Consider the following 17,930-nt stretch of genomic DNA (forward strand, 5'->3'; position numbering starts at 1 on the left):
GTCCGACCTCGCTGACCGAGGTCGGACCGGCTGCCGTTGCGCGTGTTGCCAGAGCCGGCCTGGCGGCTTGGCCGCCTTCTCAAATGCCGGGCGGGGAGAGCCGGGTGTACGGGGTGCTGGTGCTGGTTCCGGCCGGGGTGGTGGCGGTGACGCTGACGGTTCCGGCGGGGCCGGGAGGCGCGACAGCGGTGAGGAGGGTGTCGGAGACGACGGTGAATCCGGCGAGGTCGGTACCGAAGCGGACTTCCGTGGTCGCGGTGAGGTTTTCCCCGGTGAGGGTGACGGTGTTGCCGCCCGCGGTCGGTCCCTGGTCTGGTGCCGCACCGCTGAGTGTCGGCGGGTCGAGGTAGGTGTAGGCGGCGCTGCTGCTGGTGCCGCCCGGTGTGGTGACGGAGACGGTGACGGTTCCGGCTGCCTGAGCGGGTGCGACCGCGTCGATCTCGTCGTCGGAGACGACCGTGAACGTCATGGCCGGTGTCGCGCCGAAGCTGACAGCGGTGGCCGCGAGGAGGTGGGAGCCGGTCAGTGTGACCGCGTTGCCCCCTGCGGTGGGTCCGGCCGAGGGGGTCAGCACGGAGACGGCGGGATCGGGCAGGTAGTGGTAGTAGACGTTGCCGGATGTGGTGCCGCCCGGGGTGACGACGGTGACGGCGACGTCGCCGGCGGCTGCGGCTGCGGCGGGAACCGTCGCGGTGATCTGGGTTGCGGAGTCCACCGTGTAGGCGGCGCCGGCGGTCCCGAAGCGGACTTGTGTGGCGCCGTCCAGTCCGGTCCCGGTCAGTACGACGGCATTGCCGCCTGCCAGGGGGCCCTGGTTGGGAGTCACGGCGGCAAGTGTGGGAGCGACGACGTAGGTGTAGGGAATGCCGTTGCTCGTCCCGCCCGGCGTCACCACCGTGATGTTGGCTGTGCCCGCGGCCCTGGCCGGTGCTGTGGCAGTGATCTGCGTCGCGGAGACCACAGCGAATGCGGCCGTGGTATTGCCGAAACGGACCTGCGTGGCGCCGTTGAAGGAAGTCCCGGTGAGCGTGACCGTATTGCCCCCGGACGTCGGCCCTTTGACGGGTGCCACAGCGCTGATCACGGGGGTGGCGATCGTATAGGTGAAGCCGATGCCGTTGCTGGTGCCGCCGGTGGTGGTCACCGTGATCTGGACCGTTCCTGAGCCGGCGGGGGCCACTGCGGTGATTTTGGTGGTGGATACCACGGTGTACGAACTCGCGGAAGCGGCTCCGAATTTGACCGCGGTGACGCCGGTGAAGCCGCTGCCCGTCAGTGTGACGGTCGTCCCGGCTACGCCGGAGACAGGGCTGCTCAGATTGATGACGGGGGCGGCCAGTACCGCTGAAGGACGCGCTCCTGCTGTCGGTGCCTTGTCTGTTTTGGCCATGCCGGACCTCCTTCGAGAAGGGGATCGTCCTCGGAACGCACGCCGAGGATGGGTCGGAAGGCGGGCCCACGCACTGCATTGCCGCGTGCATCGGGTGGCCCATGAAGTCACCACCGGCACCGACTGGTTCTACCCAAACACCTCTCGGGGGCGCCCATCGTGACAGATCCGCATTCGACGCTGACTGCCACTCCCCCCGGAGAGGACGGGCAGCCCACCGGTTCGGATAATTGAGTAACCCATAGGGAGCCGTCATTGAACAACGTCAGTGACCGAGCATCACTCAGATGGGTGAGCGCATTACCAATGCGCCGCATCAGATGTCGAAGTCGCTGTCCGCGGACGTCCGCCTCTTCCGGACCGCGTACACAATCCAACCGCCCAGCAGGATCGCGCCCGCGGAGATCGCACCGGGAACGACATACTCCTCCGGACCGGTCTCTGCCATGTGGTCGGCGCCCTCCGGCCTGTGATGGTCATCGTCGTCGTCGGACGAGTGCCCGTGCGGAGGGCGGGGATGAGAGGTCTCACGACTGCCCGGGACACCTCTCGGACCACGGGGGCCGGCCGGACCGGTCTCTCCCTGCGGACCTCGCGGTCCGGTGGATCCTTGGGCTCCTTCCTCTCCGGTGGGTCCAGCCGGTCCGGAAGGTCCCGCAGGTCCTGCCGATCCCGTGGCTCCGGCCGGCCCGGGCGGACCGACGAGGCCGTTGAGGGTGATCACGGAGTTTTCCAAGGTCACGCTGCCTTCACGCGACAACGCACCGCCGTGGATCCAGCTTCCCGATTCCAGGGAGATCGAGTTCACCGCCATGATCGTGCCCTGGAAGAACGAGTCGGCGCCCAGTGTGGCGGTGTCGGCGACCTGCCAGAACACGTTGGACGCCTGAGCGCCATTGCGAAGTTCGAGATAGCTGTTCGTGCCGGTCGTCAGAGTCGAGTCGAGCTGGAACACCCAGACCGCGTTCGGGTCTCCCCCGGCATCCAGCGTCAGCGTCCCGGTGTAGCTCAGAGGACCGGCGGCATGGTAGACGCCTGGAGTCAGAGTGTTCCCACCGATGTCCCCCGCCATGTTTGCATCCGGGGCCTGGCCCGCCGCGTCGTCGTACGCGTTCTCAAGGTCCGTCTGTGCCTGCGCCGCGATGGCGTCGGCCGTATGGGTCGCGCCGTACACGATTCCCGGCGGGAAGCCGGTCGCATCGCTTCCCGGGCTGACTCCGAGATCACCCTGGACAATGCTGTTGCCTGTGTTGGCGACACCTGTGCCGGCCAGGATTGCGTAACCCTTGGCGCTCGCCAGATCCACCGGGGTCGCAACGGCCAGTGCCTGTCCGGAGGTCAGTACAAGCCCTGCCAAACACGTCAGGAGAGCACCGGCGACCAGTGCGGTGAAGGCTCTCAGCTGCCGCCATTCACGCAAAGGAGCAGCAGGGCGGCTAGTTTCTGGCATTCATATGGCCTTCCAAATTCATTCCCGGAGTCACTACGGCGTCAGGGCGAACGGAAAAGCAGCAACGCACAGAGGCATGCATGGCGGTCGACAGTCGTCCGGGAGGACAACGCCCGTGTATATGAGATCACTGTCGAGTTCCACTTCCGGGTATCCGTCCGAGTGATCCTGCCAAGCGCCCGTCGGCTGACCGAATTCTTCATGTGCCGTGGGAGCGCGTGATGTTCTCGCCGAATCCAGGTTTGTGATGCGTGTGCGCTCGGCCGTTCGGGTGGTCCGCCTGTTACTCCCTTGTCACGCGTGGGGCTGTATGGGTCACTTCAGATAGCGAACCGGTGGGCCGCCCATCCCGTACCGGGGGAGCGTGGTAGAGGGCGGCGCCTGCCGGTTTTTCTTTCCCTGCCTCCGCACAGGGACGCGGCAGTTGTCATGGCGACGCCTGGCTGCCCTCCACGGGGGAGGGATCACACGCTCGTGGCCCCCCAGGTACGGACCGGCGACAAGGCCGTACGGCCGGTTCTCTGCGTCCATCCGTTCTCGTCCAGCGAGGAGCATCCTCATGCCTATCTCTCCGAACCAGGGCTCCACCGGCGGCGGCACGCTGGTGACCATCACGGGCACCAACCTGAGCGGCACCAGCGCGGTGAATTTCGGCAGCAAGCCGGCCACGAGCGTCACCAACGTCTCCCCGACCCAGGTCACCGCCGTATCGCCGTCGGGCACCGGCACCGTCGGGGTCACCGTGACCACGGCGGGCGGGACCAGCAACCCCGTGTCGTTCTTCTACGTCGGCGCCCCGTTCAAGTCCTCGATCAGCCCGACCTCCGGGACGATGGCCGGCGGCAACACCCTCACGCTCAACGGCACCGGCCTGTCCACCGCCACCAGCGTGTCCTTCGGCGGGACGACCGCCACCCCGACCGTGGTGTCCGACAGCCAGCTCACCGTCACCGTGCCCGCCGGCGCGGGGCCCGGGCCGGTCTCGGTCAGCGTGACCACCGCGGGCGGCACCAACAACGGCCTGTCCTACACCTACGTCGACACCCCCACCATCGACAGCATCACCCCCGACGAGGGGTCGACCACCAGCGCCACTGCGGTGACCATCGTCGGCGCCAACCTCGGCTCGACCGAGTCGGTGACCTTCGGCGGCGTCAACGCGCCGTTCGACGCCATCAACGCGACCACCCTGTCGGCGGTCGCGCCGGCCGCTGCGGCCGGAACGGTCGACGTGGTGGTGACCAACCCGGGTGGTTCCGCCACGGCGGTGGACGGCTTCACCTACATCAGCAACCCCGCCATCTGACCGGTGTCACCGGCGCCCGGTCCTGACCGGGCGCCGGTGACATGACCCACCTTCAGGGCCGGGGCCTCAGCCCTCCCCCGGTGTCACCAGTCCCGACTCGTACGCCACCATCACCAGCTGCGCCCGGTCCCGTGCCCCCAACTTCCCCATGATCCGGCTGACATGGGTCTTCGCCGTGAGCGGACTCAGTCCCAACGCGTCGGCGATCTCCATGTTGTTGAGGCCGCGGGCGACAAGCGTCAGGACCTGCCGTTCCCGTTCGGAGAGCCCGTCCGGTCCGCCCGTCGCGGGAGCCATGGCGTGCGGGGCGCGCAGGAAGCGGGCGATCAGGCGGGAGGTCGGGCCGGGCGAGAGGAGCGACTCGCCGGCGGCCACCGTGCGGATGGCGTCGAGGAGTTCGGCGGGCCTGATGTCCTTCACGAGGAAGCCGGAAGCCCCGGCCCGCAGCGCCTCGACGATGTGCTCGTCGGTGTCGTACGTCGTCAGGACGAGCACCTTGACCCCCGCGAGATCCTCGTCGGCGGCGATGAGCCGGGTGGCCTCGACGCCGTCGAGGTCGGGCATGCGGATGTCCATCAGAACGAGGTCCGCCCTCGCGGACCGGGCCAGCTCCACGGCCTCCCGCCCGGTGCCCGCCTCGGCCACGACCTCCATGTCCCCGGCCGACTTGACGAGCATCGCGAAGGAGGCCCGCACGAGGGTCTGGTCGTCGGCCAGCAGGACGCGAATCATGGTTATCGGGCCTCTTCTCGGTGCGCGGACGGTTCAACGGGTTCGGGTGTGGTGACGGGTTCGGCTGTGCCGACGGGTTCGGCCGGTACCGGCAGCATGGGCGGTACGGGCACGGACGCCACGGGTTGCACCGGCAGTACCGCGCTCACCTCGAAACCCCCGCCGGACCGCGGCCCGGCGTCCAGCGTGCCTCCCACGCTCCGGGCCCGCTCACGCATCCCGACCAGCCCGAACCCGGGGGTGCCATCCGAGGCCGAGGCCTGCCCGGTGCCGTCGTCGGTGACCGACACACGCAGCGAGCCGTCCTTCTCGTACAGGTCCACACGGATCGTCAGCCCCGGCCCTCCGTGCCGTACGGAGTTGGTCAGGGACTCCTGCACGATGCGGTACGCGGCGGCGCCCACGGCGGGCGGCGCGTGGTCCACCCGTACGGACGACTCGACCCGCGCCCCCGCCAGCCGGGCGGCCTCCACGAGGTGGGCCACACCGTCGAGTCCGGGCAGGGGCCCGCGCCCGTCACCGTGCTCGGAGGCGCGCAACACCTCCAGGGTGGTGCGGAGTTCACCGCGGGCCCCGCGGCAGGTGTCGGCGATGTCGTCGAGCGCCTTGGCGACGGCCTCGCGGTCGAGGCGGTCCGGGTCGGCGGCCAGGACATGGGCGGCGACGGAGGTCTGCACGCCGATGAGCGTGATGCTGTGGGCGAGCAGATCGTGCAGGTCGCGCGCGATGCGCAGCCGCTCCTCGGCGACCCGGCGCCGGGCCTCCTCCTCACGGGTGCGTTCGGCGCGTACCGCTCGCTCGACGATGGAGGCGACGTACTGGCGGTAGTAGCGGACGTCGATGCCGCAGAAGAGGACCGCGATGACCCAGCCGGAGATCCGCAGGACCTCCAGCACTCCGTCGGGGTTGGTGAGGGCGTTGATGATCAGCGTCACGCCGAGGACGGCGGCGCCGGTGAGCAGCGTACGGCGCGCCGTGCCGGTCGCCGCGACCGTGTAGAGAACCAGCATGGTCGCGGGGATGGGCGCGGCGTGGTTGTTGTCGAGGGCGTGGTACGGAGCGACGCAGACCAGCGCCGCGAGCAGGACGAGCACCGGATGGCGGCGCCGCCACACGAGGGGCACGTGTGCGGTGAGCAGCAAGGCCCAGCCGAGCGCGTCGGGCAGGGGCCCTTTGTCGCCGAGCAGGGCGATGGCCGTGGCGAGCACGGCGACGCCGACCGCGAGCAGCGCGTCGTTGCGCGTGCGGTGCGGCGCGGTCAGCGGGTCGCGGTTGATCGCGGCCATGATGCGCTCGCCCCGCCGGGGGCGTACCGCGTCCCGGGGTGCTGTGGTCGTTGCTGCCCGTTCCTGCACGGCTCCATCTTCCGGTAGGAGGTGCCCCTTCCGGCGGGGAAGGGGCACCCAAGTCCCCAGGGACTAGGCGACGGTGACTGTTTTCGAGTCCTCCGCGGACTCTTGCGGACCCTGCCCCGGCCCCTGACCCTGCCCCGGCGCCGGACCCGGTTCGCGGGAGAGGCGGCCGGGCCACCACACCTTCTCTCGCAGCGCGACACTGGCGCTGGTCACCAGGTACGTCCGTACGAGGAAGGTGTCGAGCAGGACTCCCACGGAGATCACGAAGCCCAGCTCGACCAGCGCCACCAGGCCCATGTTCGTCAGCACCGCGAAGGTCGCCGCGAGGACGAGGCCGGCGGAGGCGATGACGCCTCCCGTCGTGCGCAGTGCGGTGAGCGCGGCGGCCACGGGTTCCTCGCCGGACAGGGACTCCTCACGCATCCGGTGCATGAGGAAGATGCCGTAGTCGACGCCGAGGGCCACCAGGAACACGAAGGAGAGCAGTCCGAGCCCGGGATCGGTTCCCTCGAAGCCGAAGACGGGGCCGAAGATCAGTCCGCCGATGCCCAGCGACGCGGCCCACACCGCGACCACGGCGACCACCAGGAGCAGGGGCGCGACGAGGCTGCGCAGCAGGGCGATCAGGATGAGCAGCACGGAGGCGAGGACGAGCGGTACGACGATCTTGGTGTCGCGGGAGTTGGTGTTCTCCAGGTCGATCTGCTGGGCGCTCACCCCGCCGACGTACGAGCCCTTCAGCCCCTTCCGCAGGGACTCGATGGTGGCGGTCTCCGCCGCCGACTGCGGCGCGGCCGTGGCCATGACGGAGATCTCGGTCCAGCCGTCTGAGGTACGTCCCTTCTCGGCGCTGTCGACGCCGCGTGTGTCCCGGATCTTCGCGAGCGTCTCGTCGGCACGGCCCTTCGGGGTGATCACGTCGATGGGCTGGGTGCCGCTTTCGGGGTAGGCCTTGGCGAGGGTCTCCATGGCGGCGACGGCCTCGGGCTTGTCGACGAAGGAGTCCTCCTGCTTGAGCGACCCGGGCAGGTTGAACGCTCCCAGGGCGAGCGCGCCGAGGAGCACGGCGCCGCTCGCGAGCACGGCCAGCGGCCTGCGTCCGGCCGAACTGCCCATCGCCGCGAAGAGGCTCCGCCGCTGCTTGGCCTCGCTCCCGAACGCGGGCACGAGCGGCCAGAACACGCGTCGGCCCAGCAGGACGAGGATCGCGGGAAGGAGGGTCAGCATCGCCATGAGCGCGCACAACACCCCGACCGTGCCGAGCGGGCCCATGCCCCGGCTGCTGTTGAGGTCGGCGGCGAGCAGGCACAGCAGTCCGGCGGCGACCGTGCCGGAGGAGGCGAGCACGGCGGGCCCGCAGCCGCGCAGGGCGGCGACCATGGCGTCGTACGGCCGCTCGACGCGCCGCAGTTCCTCCCGGTACCGCGATACGAGCAGGAGCGCGTAGTCGGTGCCCGCGCCGAACACGAGGATCGTCATGATGCCCGAGCTCTGCCCCGAAATGGTGGTCCCGAAGGCCTGGTTGAGCCCGTAGGCGACGCCCATCGACATGAAGTCGGCGATTCCCGCTACGGCGAGTGGCACGAGCCAGAGCACGGGGCTGCGATAGATGAGGATCAGCAGGACGGCGACGACGGCGACGGTGGTGTAGAGCAGCGGCCCGTCGAGCGAGTTGTAGACCTCGGAGGCGTCGGTGGCGAGCGCGCCGGAGCCGCCCACCTCGACACTCAGACCGCCCTCGCCCTGGGCGACTTCGCGTACGTCGCCCACGAGCTCGTCCCGCAGGTCCTCGTCCGTCCCGGGTTCGTTGCTGGCGACCGGGTACATCAGGGTCGTACCGTCCTCGGACGGAATCCCCCGCGGGGTGCCGATCAGCTCGTGCTCCCCGGCGATCTTCTCCACCTGCTCGGCGGCCGTGGCCCGGTCGGCGGCGGTCAGACCGCCGTCCCGGTGGTAGACGAGCACCAGCTCGGTGGTTTCACCGCCCGGCAACTGGTCCTGGATCTCGGCCACTTGAGTGGAGTCGGCGTTCGCCGGCAGGTAGTCGGTGATCCGGTCGTGCTGCACATCGGCGAGCTTCGCCGCGAACGGCGCCACGAACGCCAGCGCGGCCACCCACAGCCCGAGCACCAGCCAGGGCACTGCGCGCCGCCGCCCCGTTCGCGTCGTGGTCGTCTCTCCGGCCCCCATTGACGGGTCTCCCTCCGGTGGGTGTCTGGTCCGGTTCCAGACTTCCGGCGGAGGGAGCCGGTTTCGTCGGGCGGGAGTGCGAGGTCGCGTGTACTGCCGGGGGTGACAAGGGGGGCGGATTACTCCCCGGGGAGTAGTGCGGGCACCGGGACTGGTGGCGGGGTCACGACGGCGTGCGCGCTGCGGTCACGACGGCGTGCGCGCCGTTGCCAGCAGTCTCGTCACGTCGTCCGCGGGGATCGTCAGCGCCGCGCCGACCGTCGCGAGGGCGTCGCGTTCGGCGGGGGTGTAGGGGCCGTCGGCGAGGGCGATGCGGGCGCCCTGGAGCAGGATTCCCTCGCGGCCGGTGGGCGCGAGGTGCGGGGCCAGCGGATCCAGCGCCTCGTGGAGCTCTATCGCCAGTCCCGGCCCGCAGTGGCCGCCGTGGACCCGGCCGGTGTCGGCGGCGAGGGCCTCCACGAGCGCGGCGAGCTGTTCCTCGGTGCAGTCGCCGAAGCCGGCCGAGCGCACGGCGTGGGCGGCCGTCTCCAGGGACGTGCGCGAGCTGGTGCCGCCCGCGGCCAGGACGGCGAGGGCGACGGTGTGGACGGCGTCGCGCAGCATCGCGGAGAAGCGGGTGGTGGTGGGGTGGTCGAGGACGTCCGCGCCGAAGTGGTGGCAGCAGGCGGCGCACTCGACGACGGGCCCGGTGTCGCCCCGCGGCAGGACCGGCATACCGAGGAAGGTGAAGCGGCGGCGGCCGGCGAGACGCTGGTAGTTGCGGTCGCCTCCGCAGCCGGGGCAGAAGAACTCGCCGTCGCCGACGGTGGTCCACGCGGTGCGGGTTCCCAGGATGCGTGAAACGCCGAGCGCGCGGGCGCGGACAAACCGGCTGTTCCGTCCCCATCCTGGCAGCACGTCGCACCTCCTTGACCTCGCGGCAACATCGCCGCGATGGCGTGATGTTAGCCACATCGTCGACCCGGAGTCAGTACCCGGGGTACGACCGCCCGCAGACATGGCCGGTTAACGGCCGCGGTCCCGCCCGCCTGCGGGGCGGACGGGACCGGAGAAACGGCAGGTGGGCGGGCTTATCGCGTCGCGCGGTTGACCGCCGACACGACCGCCTGCAGCGACGCACGTGTCGTATTCGCGTCGATGCCGATGCCCCACAGCACCTTGTCGCCGATCGCGACCTCGATGTACGAGGCGGCCAGCGCGGAGGCACCCTCGCTCATCGTGTGCTCCTGGTAGTCCAGCAGGCGGGCGTCGATGCCGACGCCCTGCAGGGCGTGGAAGAACGCGGAGATCGGGCCGTTGCCGGTGCCGACCAGCACGGTCTCGGTGCCGTCCACCGCGGCCTCGACGGTGAGTGTGTCGATACCGTCGCGGTCCGTGGTGCTCTGGTTGTTGCGTACCTGGATACGGCCCCAGGGGTTCTGCGGGTTCGGCAGGTACTCGTCCTGGAAGATCGCCCAGATGTCCTTCGGGGTGACCTCGCCGCCCTCGGCGTCCGTCTTCGCCTGGATGATCTTCGAGAACTCGATCTGCATCCGGCGCGGCAGGTCCAGCTTGTGGTCGTTCTTCAGGACGTACGCGATGCCGCCCTTGCCGGACTGCGAGTTGACGCGGATGACCGCCTCGTAGGAGCGGCCGACGTCCTTGGGGTCGATGGGCAGGTACGGGACCGCCCACTCGATGTCGTCGACCGTTTTGCCCTGTTCCGCGGCGGACGCCTCCATGGCGTCGAAGCCCTTCTTGATGGCGTCCTGGTGGGAGCCGGAGAAGGAGGTGTAGACGAGGTCGCCGACGTACGGGTGGCGGGCGTGGACCCCCATCTGGTTGCAGTACTCGGCGGTGCGGCGGACCTCGTCGATGTCCGAGAAGTCGATCTGCGGGTCGACGCCCTGCGAGAACAGGTTCATGCCCAGGGTGACCAGGTCGACGTTGCCGGTGCGCTCGCCCTGGCCGAACAGGCAGCCCTCGATGCGGTCGGCGCCGGCCATCAGCGCCAGCTCGGCGGCAGCGACCGCCGTACCGCGGTCGTTGTGCGGGTGGACGGACAGGCAGACGTACTCGCGGCGGGACAGGTTGCGGCTCATCCACTCGAAGCGGTCCGCGTGGGTGGAGGGGGTCGAACGCTCCACGGTGGCGGGCAGGTTGAGGATGATCTCGCGGTCCGGGCCGGGCCGCCAGACGTCCATGACGGCCTCGCAGACCTCCAGGGCGAAGTCCAGCTCGGTGTCGGTGAAGATCTCGGGGCTGTACTGGTAGCCGAAGCTGGTCCGCTCGTCCAGCAGCTTCTCGGCGTACTCCATCACCAGCCGCGTACCGTCGACCGCGATCTGCTTGATCTGGTCCTTGGAGCCGCGGAAGACGACCCGGCGAAAGACGGGGGCCGTGGCGTTGTAGAGGTGCACGGTGGCACGCTTGGCGCCGACCAGGGACTCGACGGTCCGCTCGATCAGGTCCTCGCGGGCCTGGGTCAGTACGGAGATCGTGACGTCATCGGGGATCGCGCCCTCTTCCTCGATGATCGAGCGTACGAAGTCGAAGTCGGTCTGCCCGGAGGCGGGGAAGCCGACCTCGATCTCCTTGTAGCCCATCTTCACCAGCAGATCGAACATCTCGCGCTTGCGCGCGGGCGACATGGGGTCGATCAGGGCCTGGTTGCCGTCCCGCAGGTCGGTGGAGAGCCAGCGGGGGGCGGTGGTGATCCGGTTGTCCGGCCACGTGCGGTCGGGGATGTCGACCTGCTCGTACGGGCGGTACCTGTGGATCGGCATGGAAGTGGGCTGCTGGCGGTTCGCCATGATGCGTGAGCTCCTCGGGGTGTCCGCTGGATCCTCTCGCGGATCCTTCCGGATCTTCTTGAGAGGGACGGCCGACGGGTCGTAGCGCAACACCGAACTCCGCGGGGAGGGGGTCGGCCTCGACTACAGGCCCTCGCCGCGGCAGCTAAGGAGAAGCAGCCCGAAACGCATAATGCTCCGCAGCCTAACCGAGCCTCGCGCCGCGCGAGGGGCTGTATCAGTATGCGGGACCGCCAGAACAAAAGGGATGAAAAGTGCTCTATACCACATCCCGCAGGATCCTCGGGCTCCTTATCCTCACATTTCACCAATCATGGTTGCAGCTAGTGACAACGTCATGACTGAGTGCAAATCTGCCGGGCATGACCGCCAATCCAGGCTTCGAGCCTGTCTTCTGCACCATCGTGCCGCCCCACGTCCTCGACACCCTGGCCCAGGCCGAGGACCCCGCGCTCGCCCGCCCCGCACGCCGCACACTGGAGCGTGACGCATTCGAGCGCACCCACCGCCGGATGACCACGGTCGTGGGCGCGCCCGCCCTTGCCCCGCCCGCGGGCGCCGCGGCCGACAAGCCCCAGCGCACCATCCACGACGCCAGGCACAAGCAGGACCTGCCCGGCAAGAAGGTGCGCGGCGAGGGTGACAAGCCCGGCAAGGACGCCACGGTCAACCGCGCGTACGCCGGCCTCGGCGCGACCTTCGAGCTGTTCCTGAAGGCGTACGAGCGCAACTCGATCAACGGCGAGGGGCTGCCGCTGAACGCCACCGTGCACTTCGGCGAGGATTACAACAACGCCTTCTGGAACGGCGAGCAGATGGTCTTCGGCGACGGTGACGGCGAGATCTTCCTCGACTTCACCATCCCCGTCGACGTCATCGGCCACGAACTCGCCCACGGCGTCACGCAGTACACGGCGAACCTCACCTACTTCGGGCAGCCGGGCGCGCTCAACGAGCACTTCTCGGATGTCTTCGGCTCGCTCATCAAGCAGTACACGCTCGGCCAGACCGCGGCCGACGCCGACTGGCTGATCGGCGCCGGCCTGCTCGCGCCGCGCGTCACCGGCAAGGCGCTGCGCTCCATGAAGGCGCCGGGCACCGCGTACGACGACGATGTGCTCGGCAAGGACCCGCAGCCCGCGACGATGGACGACTACGTCCGCACCGGCCGCGACAACGGCGGCGTGCACATCAACTCCGGCATCCCGAACCACGCCTTCTACCTCGTCGCCACCGCCCTCGGCGGCCACGCCTGGGAGCGCGCCGGGCATATCTGGTACGAGGTGCTCACCGGCGGAGAGCTGGACTCGCGAGCGAGCTTCTCCGACTTCGCGACGCTGACGGTGGCCACGGCGCGCGCCTCGTACGGCGAGGGCGAGGAACTGCAGGCCGTCACCAAGGCCTGGGAGACGGTGAAGGTCACCACGGCCTGACGCTGGGGCGATGGCCCAGAAGTGGCCCGGCGGACTCTTTCGTACTAGACAGGAACCATGCGTATCCAAGTGAAGCGCACAGGCGGATTCGCGGGTATCGACCGTCATGCCGCGGTGGAGACGTCGGGCCGGGCCGATGCCCAGGAGTGGCACGATCTGGCCGAGCGGGCCGTCGCCGACGGCCGCCGGACGCCGCCGATCGGCGTCCCGGACGGGTTCAGCTATCAGATCACCGTGGACGGGCAGACGGTGTACTGCTCGGATCCCCGGCTGACGGAGGAACAGCGCAAGCTGATCTCCCGGGTGCTGAAGGAAGGAGCGTAACGGGTAGTTCCCGCCCGGCCGTTGACTTCCGTTACCCGCGGTACGGATGATCGCGCGCATGGCGACGAATCCGCATCCGATACCTCAGTTCCCGGCCGGCTTCCAGTGGGGCGTCTCGACCTCGGCCCACCAGATCGAGGGCGCGGCGAGCCGCCGCGAGCCCTCCGTGTGGGACGCCTTCACGGACACACCGGGGCGGGTGAAGGACGGCTCCACGGCGGCGGTGGCCTGCGACCACTACCACCGTTACGCCGAGGACGTCGCGCTCCTTCGCGAGCTCGGCGTGGGGGCGTACCGCTTCTCCGTCTCCTGGCCCCGGGTGCAGTCCACCGGCGGCCTCGACTTCTACGACCGGCTGGTGGACGAGCTGTGCGCGGCAGGCGTACGGCCCGTCCCGACCCTCTTCCACTGGGATCTGCCGCTGTCGCTGGAGGAGGCGGGCGGCTGGCTGAACCGGGGCACGGCCGAGCGCTTCGCCGAGTACGTCGCCGTCGTCGTCGAACGCCTCGGCGACCGCGTCCACCAGTGGATCACCCTCAACGAGCCCGCCGAGCACACCCTGCTGGGCCACGCGCTCGGCACCCACGCGCCGGGCAGGCAGCTGATGTTCGACGCGCTGCCGGCGGCCCACCACCAGTTGCTGGCACACGGTCTCGCCGTACGGGCGCTGCGTGCCGCCGGAGTCGCGGACATCGGGATCGCCAACTCGCACGGCCCGACGTGGCCGGCGTCCGAGGAGCCCGCCGACCTGGAGGCGGCGGGCTTCTACGACCTCCTTCTCAACCAGCTCTTCGCCGACCCGCTGCTGCTCGGCCGGTACCCGGAGGGGATCGACGCGTTGATGCCCGGAGAGCCCGGAGACATCGAGGCGGACCTCAAGGTCATCTCGGAGCCCGTCGACTGGTACGGGATCAACTACTACGCGCCGACGAGGGTGGGCGCCCCGCAGGGCTCGGAGATCGAGTTCGGCGGTGTCACGATGCCCGCGGAACTCCCCTTCTCCGTACGGGAGATCGAAGGCCGCCCGGTGACGGACTTCGGCTGGCCGGTGGTGCCGGAGGGTCTGACGGAGCTGCTGACGGGATTCGCCGAGCGGTACGGCGACCGGCTGCCGCCCGTCGTCATCACGGAGAACGGCTGCTCCTACGAGGGCATCGACGACCAGGAGCGGATCGCCTACCTGGACGGCCACATCCGGGCACTGCACCGCGCGATGGAGGCGGGCGTCGACGTCCGGGGCTACTTCGTGTGGTCGCTGCTGGACAACTTCGAGTGGGCGGAGGGGTACGCGCGGCGCTTCGGCCTCGTCCACGTCGACTTCGAGACGCTGGAGCGGACTCCGAAGGCGTCGTACGGGTGGCTCCGGGACGTGCTGCGGGCGCAGGGGTGACGTGGCGGCGCGCGGGGTGCGTGCGGGGTACGCGCTGGGGTGGGCTCACTACAGCGCGCCCGCGTCGCGGGCCGTCCACACGCTGGGGTACAGCGGCCGGAAGCCCAGTTCGTGGCGGATGCGGTCGGTGGAGACGATGCCCAGCCAGGGGTCGGTGTCTTCCTGACCGTGCAGCGCGTCCGGGACCTCCAGCCCGTTGAGCTGGTGCAGTTCGACCGTCGTCACGGGGGCGTCGTCAGCGATGTTGTAGACGCGGCCGTCGGCGCCCGGGGCCCGCAGAAGACGCAGCAGTCCCTGGGCCGCATCCGCGTGGTGCACCATCTGGAGCCGCTGGGTCGCGGCCCAGTGCGCCGCCCACCGCATCGACTGGGCGAGGTGGGGGTCCCCCTCGCCGTAGACGAAGGCGAGCCTGCCGACGCGTACGTCCAGGTCCTCCATGGCCAGCAGGCCCTGTTCCGCCTCGGCCTTCGACTGTGAGTACGCGCCCCACATCGGCCCGCCGGGCACGACCGGGTCGGTCTCCGTGTGCGGGCGGCCCCGGCCAGTGCCGTACACGAGGTTCGTACTGACCTGGACGAATCGGCGTACGCCCGAGGCGGCCGCCGCGCGTCCCAGTTCCAGGGCCGCGTCCCTGTTCACCGCCCACGCCTCCTCGTCCGGCACACCCCGGAACGCGGCCGCGATGTTCACCACCGCGTCGGCCCCGGCGAGCGCCTTGCCGAGCGTCCCGGTGTCGCGCAGGTCGCCGGTCACGACCTGCGCGCCCAGGTCGGCGAGGCCGGCGGCCCGCGCCTCGTCTCGGACCAGGACCCGTACCTCGTCGCCGGGCCGGGCCTGCGCCAGCAGCCGGGGCACAAAACGCCGGCCGACCTGACCTGTCGTCCCCGTCACCAGTGTCAGCATCATCGGTTCCTCTCTCGTCAGTGATCATCTCGGCGGCGATCTCGTCAGTGATCTCGTCAGTGATCTCGTCAGCGATCTCGTGAGCGCGCCGCCGATCTGGTGCAGTCAGCCTGGGACGGGGAGCCGCACGGCGGGAGAGACCTCTCGATCCAGGGATCGGCAGTGCCTGGATAACGGGGGCGCGCCGGGGCACGCTGGAGCCGTGGACCGACCTGGACTCGCCGACTTCCTGCGCCGCAGCCGCGCCCGTCTGGAACCCGCCGCTGTGGGCCTGACCGCCGGCCCACGGCGCCGTACGCCGGGTCTGCGCCGCGAGGAGGTGGCGGCACTGGCGGGCATGTCCGTGGACTACTACACACGGCTGGAGCAGTCGCGCGGCCCGCACCCCTCCCGGCAGATGCTCGGCGCCCTGGCCCGTGGGCTACGGCTCACGGACGACGAACGGGACCACCTCTTCCACCTGGCCGGCGAACAGCCGCCGCGTGCCGGCACCGCCCCGGACCACGTACGCCCGGGCCTGCTGCTGATCCTCGACCGGCTGCACGACGCGCCCGCGCAGGTGATGAGCGACTACGGCGAGGTGCTCGCCCAGAACGCGATGGCTGTCGCGCTTGCGGGCGAGGCGGAGGGGCACAACGTCGTACGCCGCTTCTTCACCGACCCGAGCGCCCGCGCGCTGTTCCCGCCCGAGGACCACCCCGAGCTGGCCCGCTCCCATGTCGCCAACCTGCGCGCCGTCACCGCGGCCCGCCCCGACGACCCGGGTCCGGCGCGGCTCGTGGCCGAACTCCGGGCTGCCGATGAGGAGTTCGAGCGGCTGTGGGAGGCGCACGAGGTGGCGGTGCGACGGTCGGCGACGAAACGCTTCCGGCATCCGCTGGTGGGGCTGCTGGAGCTGGACTGCGAGGTCATGCTGGTCCCGGGTCAGGACCAACTGCTGATCGTGCACACGGCACGGCCCGGCACGGAGGCGTACGAACGCCTTCAACTCCTGCGCGTGGTGGGCCTGCAGGACATGTCACCGGCCGCGCAGCCCTGAGGCGATGGAGCGCGCTGCGGCGTCGGGGTCGTCTCCCGCCGCCGTCGCGAAGCCCCGCAGCCCGCCGGCCAGCACGTCGTCCGGGGAGTAGCCGCCCAGGATGTAGCCGGCGTGGGCCAGTTGGGCAAGGCCATGCATCTGCACGAAGAGCTGGCGCACCAGGAGGTCGGCGTCCGCGTCCGCGCGGAAGCGTCCGGCCACGATGCAGCGGCGGATCGCGTCGCGCGGGTAGCGCAGGACGCGTGCGCCCATCTGCCGGTCCTCGTCGGTGAGTTGGAACCCGGCGAGCACCGAGCCGCCGAACATGACGGCGTACACGTCGGGCTCGGCCCGCGCGAACTCCTGATACACGCGGCACAGTCCGGCCAGCTCGACCACGGGGTCGCTGCCCTGACCGACCTCCTCGACCCGCGCCTGAAACCGGTCGAAACCCTCGCGCATCAGCTCGCGTACGAGCGCGGGCATCGAACCGAAGTGGGTGTAGACGGCCATCGTTGAGGCCCCGACCGCCTTCACCAGGCGACGGGCGCTGAGCGCGGCGGGTCCTTCCTCGGCCAGCACACGCGCGGCCTCGTCGAGGAGGCAGCGCCGCAGCGCGGCGGCGTCCCGGCGGGCTTCGCCCGCTTTCCGGCCGGGCGGTGCGGGTCGTGCGGGCGTTTCCGGCCCGGCGGGCGGTTCGGGTCGTGCGGGTTCGTGGTTCTCGGTTGACACGAGCGCAGCATAACGTTGTTATTGTCATAACGGCGTTATGGCCGTGCGTGCCCCTGCTCGGGGGCCTCGGGGGACGGGAAGGGGTTCGGAATGTTCGCGAAGGGCATGCGAGGGCGCCTGGTACGGCTGCCCGAGGCGGCCGGGGACGACTCGGGGACGACCGAGGGCAAGGAACCGCCGTTACGGCTGGCCGTGCTCGGTGACTCGGTGGCGGCGGGCGTGGGGGCCGCCAGCCACGGGGAGGCGATGGCCGGGCAGCTCGCGGAGGCGCTGACCGCGATGACGGGGCGGGCGGTGTCGTGGCGGGTCGCGGCGAAGGCGGGGGCGACGCTTGCGGCGGTGCGACGGGGGATGCTGCCGGGGCTCACCGACCCGGCGGCCCGCTGGCGGCCGGACCTGGTCGTCGTCGTGGCGGGCACGAACGACGCGATGCGGCTGCGCCGGCCGCGTGCGTTCCGCCATGACGCGGAGCGGCTGGTCAGGGACGTACGCCTGCGGCTCGGCGAGGACGTGCCCATGGTCTTCGCGGGCCTGCCGACCATCGCCCGGCTGAGCTCCCTGCCCCGCCGGGTCCGAGGGCCGCTCGGCCTCTACATCGGGCTCCTGGACCGGCAGTTGAGGACGACGGCCACGAGGGGAGTCGCCGTTTTCCATCTGCCGTCCGGGGGCCCGCCCGAGTTCCCCGGTGACTGGCTGGCCGCGGACCGATTCCACCCGTCACCGGCCGGCTACCGGGCCTGGGCCCGCGTCCTGGCATCCCGCCTGGCCACACTGACGGAGGCAACGCTCCCGGCTGTTCTCGCCCCCGCCGCCCCGACCCGTCCCATCCCTTCAAACGCCGGAGGGGCTGACATACCCAGCCCGTCCGGCGTTTGAGGACGAGGCCGTTCAGGCCGATACGGGGGTCTGGGGGCG

Annotated in this window: 15 protein-coding genes; 6 read left to right on the forward strand and 9 right to left on the reverse strand. The window is 70.4% G+C overall.

The genetic code is table 11. The features are described from left to right. Positions 1 to 79: 79 nt before the first annotated feature. Positions 80 to 1,390 (reverse strand): IPT/TIG domain-containing protein, encoded by a 1,311-nt coding sequence (locus tag FGD71_RS44800; protein ID WP_119106363.1) that lies wholly within the window; start codon positions 1,388 to 1,390, stop codon positions 80 to 82. A gap of 316 nt (positions 1,391 to 1,706) precedes the next feature. After that, positions 1,707 to 2,747 carry an ice-binding family protein gene (locus FGD71_RS49825; protein ID WP_219925812.1) on the reverse strand — a complete coding sequence of 347 codons (1,041 nt, stop codon included), beginning with the start codon at positions 2,745 to 2,747 and terminating at the stop codon, positions 1,707 to 1,709. Between the two features lie 652 nt (positions 2,748 to 3,399). Here FGD71_RS49825 and FGD71_RS44810 point away from each other — a divergent pair. After that, a complete protein-coding gene (locus tag FGD71_RS44810; protein WP_119106365.1) occupies positions 3,400 to 4,146 on the forward strand; it encodes an IPT/TIG domain-containing protein in 747 nt (248 codons plus the stop codon). A 66-nt stretch (positions 4,147 to 4,212) separates the two neighbouring features. On the opposite strand, the gene FGD71_RS44815 is transcribed toward FGD71_RS44810, so the two are convergent. The 5 genes from FGD71_RS44815 to leuA all read right to left on the reverse strand — a co-directional run bounded on the left by FGD71_RS44815 (position 4,213) and on the right by leuA (position 11,215). Next, positions 4,213 to 4,878, reverse strand: a complete 666-nt coding sequence (locus tag FGD71_RS44815) for a response regulator (protein ID WP_181359402.1) — start codon at positions 4,876 to 4,878, stop codon at positions 4,213 to 4,215. A 2-nt stretch (positions 4,879 to 4,880) separates the two neighbouring features. Then, the gene (locus FGD71_RS44820; protein ID WP_119106367.1) at positions 4,881 to 6,164 is read right to left on the reverse strand and encodes a sensor histidine kinase; all 1,284 of its coding nucleotides are present in this window, start codon (positions 6,162 to 6,164) and stop codon (positions 4,881 to 4,883) included. A 132-nt stretch (positions 6,165 to 6,296) separates the two neighbouring features. Continuing rightward, the gene (locus FGD71_RS44825) at positions 6,297 to 8,423 is read right to left on the reverse strand and encodes an MMPL family transporter (protein ID WP_119106368.1); all 2,127 of its coding nucleotides are present in this window, start codon (positions 8,421 to 8,423) and stop codon (positions 6,297 to 6,299) included. Between the two features lie 186 nt (positions 8,424 to 8,609). Continuing rightward, on the reverse strand, positions 8,610 to 9,320 hold the full coding sequence (locus FGD71_RS44830) for a TerB family tellurite resistance protein (RefSeq protein WP_420878407.1): 711 nt from the start codon (positions 9,318 to 9,320) through the stop codon (positions 8,610 to 8,612). 173 nt (positions 9,321 to 9,493) lie between these two features. Next, a complete protein-coding gene (leuA, locus tag FGD71_RS44835) occupies positions 9,494 to 11,215 on the reverse strand; it encodes a 2-isopropylmalate synthase (protein ID WP_119106370.1) in 1,722 nt (573 codons plus the stop codon). A 362-nt stretch (positions 11,216 to 11,577) separates the two neighbouring features. Here leuA and FGD71_RS44845 point away from each other — a divergent pair, with 362 nt between their 5' ends. From FGD71_RS44845 to FGD71_RS44855, 3 genes are read left to right on the forward strand one after another with little or no spacing between them, the layout of a single operon-like run. Then, entirely contained in the window at positions 11,578 to 12,648 is a 1,071-nt protein-coding gene (locus FGD71_RS44845) for a M4 family metallopeptidase (protein WP_119106371.1), read from the forward strand. A 57-nt stretch (positions 12,649 to 12,705) separates the two neighbouring features. Beyond that, the gene (locus tag FGD71_RS44850; RefSeq protein ID WP_119106372.1) at positions 12,706 to 12,972 is read left to right on the forward strand and encodes a protealysin inhibitor emfourin; all 267 of its coding nucleotides are present in this window, start codon (positions 12,706 to 12,708) and stop codon (positions 12,970 to 12,972) included. A gap of 46 nt (positions 12,973 to 13,018) precedes the next feature. Then, on the forward strand, positions 13,019 to 14,362 hold the full coding sequence (locus FGD71_RS44855; protein ID WP_181359403.1) for a GH1 family beta-glucosidase: 1,344 nt from the start codon (positions 13,019 to 13,021) through the stop codon (positions 14,360 to 14,362). Positions 14,363 to 14,410: 48 nt separating this feature from the next. Here FGD71_RS44855 and FGD71_RS44860 read toward each other — a convergent pair whose 3' ends face one another. Next, the gene (locus FGD71_RS44860; RefSeq protein ID WP_119106374.1) at positions 14,411 to 15,265 is read right to left on the reverse strand and encodes an NAD-dependent epimerase/dehydratase family protein; all 855 of its coding nucleotides are present in this window, start codon (positions 15,263 to 15,265) and stop codon (positions 14,411 to 14,413) included. 202 nt (positions 15,266 to 15,467) lie between these two features. On the opposite strand from FGD71_RS44860, the gene FGD71_RS44865 reads away from it, so the two are divergent. Then, positions 15,468 to 16,304, forward strand: a complete 837-nt coding sequence (locus tag FGD71_RS44865) for a helix-turn-helix transcriptional regulator (protein WP_119106375.1) — start codon at positions 15,468 to 15,470, stop codon at positions 16,302 to 16,304. Here the strand turns inward: FGD71_RS44865 and FGD71_RS44870 are convergent. Continuing rightward, positions 16,284 to 17,015 carry a TetR/AcrR family transcriptional regulator gene (locus tag FGD71_RS44870; protein WP_119106376.1) on the reverse strand — a complete coding sequence of 244 codons (732 nt, stop codon included), beginning with the start codon at positions 17,013 to 17,015 and terminating at the stop codon, positions 16,284 to 16,286. The genes FGD71_RS44865 and FGD71_RS44870 overlap by 21 nt on opposite strands. A 90-nt stretch (positions 17,016 to 17,105) precedes the next feature. Here FGD71_RS44870 and FGD71_RS44875 point away from each other — a divergent pair, with 90 nt between their 5' ends. Continuing rightward, complete coding sequence (locus FGD71_RS44875) at positions 17,106 to 17,891, forward strand: SGNH/GDSL hydrolase family protein (RefSeq protein WP_119106377.1); 786 nt, start codon at positions 17,106 to 17,108, stop codon at positions 17,889 to 17,891. The last annotated feature ends 39 nt before the right edge of the window (positions 17,892 to 17,930 follow it).

Origin of the sequence: Streptomyces sporangiiformans, from assembly GCF_005768555.2 — a bacterium.
Classification (GTDB): Bacteria; Actinomycetota; Actinomycetes; order Streptomycetales; family Streptomycetaceae; genus Streptomyces; species Streptomyces sporangiiformans.

Bases quoted from the DNA above. Each gene is read 5' to 3' on its own strand.
- FGD71_RS44800 (WP_119106363.1), bottom strand. From the start codon at position 1,390: ATGGCCAAAACAGACAAGGCACCGACAGCAGGAGCGCGTCCTTCAGCG.
- FGD71_RS44810 (WP_119106365.1), top strand. From the start codon at position 3,400: ATGCCTATCTCTCCGAACCAGGGCTCCACCGGCGGCGGCACGCTGGTG.
- FGD71_RS44815 (WP_181359402.1), bottom strand. From the start codon at position 4,878: ATGATTCGCGTCCTGCTGGCCGACGACCAGACCCTCGTGCGGGCCTCC.
- FGD71_RS44820 (WP_119106367.1), bottom strand. From the start codon at position 6,164: ATGGCCGCGATCAACCGCGACCCGCTGACCGCGCCGCACCGCACGCGC.
- FGD71_RS44825 (WP_119106368.1), bottom strand. From the start codon at position 8,423: ATGGGGGCCGGAGAGACGACCACGACGCGAACGGGGCGGCGGCGCGCA.
- leuA (WP_119106370.1), bottom strand. From the start codon at position 11,215: ATGGCGAACCGCCAGCAGCCCACTTCCATGCCGATCCACAGGTACCGC.
- FGD71_RS44845 (WP_119106371.1), top strand. From the start codon at position 11,578: ATGACCGCCAATCCAGGCTTCGAGCCTGTCTTCTGCACCATCGTGCCG.
- FGD71_RS44850 (WP_119106372.1), top strand. From the start codon at position 12,706: ATGCGTATCCAAGTGAAGCGCACAGGCGGATTCGCGGGTATCGACCGT.
- FGD71_RS44855 (WP_181359403.1), top strand. From the start codon at position 13,019: ATGATCGCGCGCATGGCGACGAATCCGCATCCGATACCTCAGTTCCCG.
- FGD71_RS44860 (WP_119106374.1), bottom strand. From the start codon at position 15,265: ATGCTGACACTGGTGACGGGGACGACAGGTCAGGTCGGCCGGCGTTTT.
- FGD71_RS44875 (WP_119106377.1), top strand. From the start codon at position 17,106: ATGTTCGCGAAGGGCATGCGAGGGCGCCTGGTACGGCTGCCCGAGGCG.